Below are 2235 nucleotides of genomic sequence, written 5' to 3' on the forward strand. Positions count from 1 at the left end.
CGCCGGCGAGGCTGGATTTGCCCCCGGCGGCGCCGGATTTGCCGGGCGCCCCGAGGCGGTCCGCGGGGCTGGACGTGCCCCGGCGGCGGATGTGCCCGGTGGGGTCTAGAACCCCGGGCCGTCCGCTCGGTTGCCGGCGGTGGCCAGGCGGCCCCAGAGGAGGTCGGTGAGGGCGCTGACGAGTTCCGCGCGTTCGCAGGGCCGTTCGCCGAGCCACCAGTCGCCGGCCGCGTGCATCATGCCGACGATGCCGTGGCCCCAGACCCGGGCCAGGCGTTCGCCGCCGGGGCCGAGGTCCACGCGTTCGCCGATCACCTGGGCCAGTTCCTCGCCGAGGCGGCGCAGCAGGGGGGCCGAGTGCAGGCCGACGTCGAAGCCGCGCTCGGGCGCCTGGGAGTCCTCGGCCGGGTGCATGAGGAAGCGGTAGACCTGGGGACGGGCCTCGATCGCGGCGAGATAGGTGTCGAGGGTGGCCTCCACCCGGCTGCGCCGTTCGGCGGGTGCGTCCAGCGCCGCGCGGAGCGAGTCGAGCAGGGCGTCCGTGTGCCGGACGGCCAGGGCCTGGTAGAGGCCGGCCTTGTCGCCGAAGTGGCGGTAGAGGATGGGCTTGGTGATCCCGGCCTCCGCCGCGATGGCGTTCATGGACGCCTTGGGGCCGTCCCTGAGGACGACCCGGTCGGCGGCCTCCAGCAGCTCCCGCCGCCGGCGCTCGCCGGCTCCCGGTTCGCCGGACTGCCGTGTGGTCTCCATGCCGTGTCACTCCCCGCCCTTGCGATGTCCTGAGGCCCACGCAACGTAACACCCCGCACACCCTGGCGATCTCATCGGCGGTCCGTCATCGCTGCTGCTTGACAGTGCTTACCGGCCGGTAACAGACTGGAGTCGGTGTCGGGTTACCGTTGGTAACCCATTGTGTGGCAGGCGAGACGAAAGCTGGAGGGGACATGGCGGAGTTCACCATGGAGCTCAACGACGACCAGAAGCAGGTGCGGGACTGGCTCCACGGCTTCGCCGCCGACGTGATCCGCCCCGCCGCCGCGGAATGGGACGAGCGTGAAGAGACTCCGTGGCCCGTCATCCAGGAGGCCGCCAAGGTCGGCATCTACGGGCTCGACTTCTACGCCCAGCAGTTCTTCGACCCTACCGGCCTCGGCATCCCGATGGCCATGGAGGAGCTGTTCTGGGGTGACGCGGGCATCGCGCTGTCCATCGTCGGCACCGGGCTCGCGGCCATCGGCGTCGTCGCCAACGGCACCGAGGAGCAGATCGGCACCTGGATCCCGCAGATGTACGGCACCCCCGACGACGTGAAGCTCGCCGCCTTCTGCTCCTCCGAGCCCGACGCCGGCTCCGACGTCGGGGCCATGCGCACCCGCGCCGTCTACGACCAGGCCAAGGACGAGTGGGTGCTGAACGGCACCAAGACCTGGGCGACCAACGGCGGCATCGCCAACGTCCACATCGTCGTGGCCGTCGTCGACCCGGAGCTCGGGACGAAGGGGCACGCCTCCTTCATCGTCCCGCCGAACACCCCGGGCCTGTCCCAGGGGCAGAAGTTCAAGAAGCACGGCATCCGCGCCTCGCACACCGCCGAGGTCGTGCTGGAGGACGTACGGGTGCCCGGTTCCTGCCTGCTCGGCGGCAAGGGGAAGCTGGACGAGCGGCTCGCGAAGGCCCACGAGCGGGCCAGGGCGGGCGGCGGGGAGCGCGTGAAGAACGCGGCCATGGCCACCTTCGAGGCCTCCCGCCCGGCCGTCGGCGCCATGGCGGTCGGCACCGCGCGCGCCGCGTACGAGGTGGCGCTGGACTACGCGAAAACCCGTACGCAGTTCGGCCGGCCGATCATCGACAACCAGGGCGTCGCCTTCCAGCTCGCGGACATGCGGACCTCCATCGACGCGGCCCGGCTGCTGGTGTGGCGGGCCTCCTGGATGGCGGTCGCGGGCAAGCCCTTCACCTCGGCCGAGGGCTCGATGTCGAAGCTGTTCGCGAGCGAGACCGCGAAGAAGGTCACCGCCCAGGCGGTCCAGATCCTCGGCGGCAACGGCTTCACCCGCGAGTACCCGGTGGAGCGCATGCACCGAGACAGCGCGATCTACACCATCTTCGAAGGCACCAGCGAGATCCAGCGCCTGGTGATCGCCCGCACCCTCTCGGGCATGCCGATCCGCTAGCGCGGACGGGAGGGAAGGGGCCCGGGGCCGCCGCGCGGCGGCCCCGGGCCCCTTCCCTCCC

2 protein-coding genes are annotated in these 2235 nt (G+C 71.7%); one reads left to right on the plus strand and one right to left on the minus strand.

Translation table 11 applies throughout. From position 1 onward, the window contains the following. Positions 1-105: 105 nt before the first annotated feature. Positions 106-750: a TetR family transcriptional regulator gene (locus ABZY57_RS32685; protein WP_327251568.1), complete on the minus strand. Its 645-nt coding sequence runs from the start codon at positions 748-750 to the stop codon at positions 106-108. Between the two features lie 194 nt (positions 751-944). Between ABZY57_RS32685 and ABZY57_RS32690 the strand changes: the two genes are divergently transcribed. Further along, positions 945-2174, plus strand: coding sequence for an acyl-CoA dehydrogenase family protein (locus ABZY57_RS32690; protein WP_356518171.1), 1230 nt, complete (start codon positions 945-947; stop codon positions 2172-2174). Positions 2175-2235 lie beyond the last annotated feature (61 nt).

The organism is Streptomyces sp. NPDC006450 (assembly GCF_040612195.1).
GTDB lineage: Bacteria > Actinomycetota > Actinomycetes > Streptomycetales > Streptomycetaceae > Streptomyces.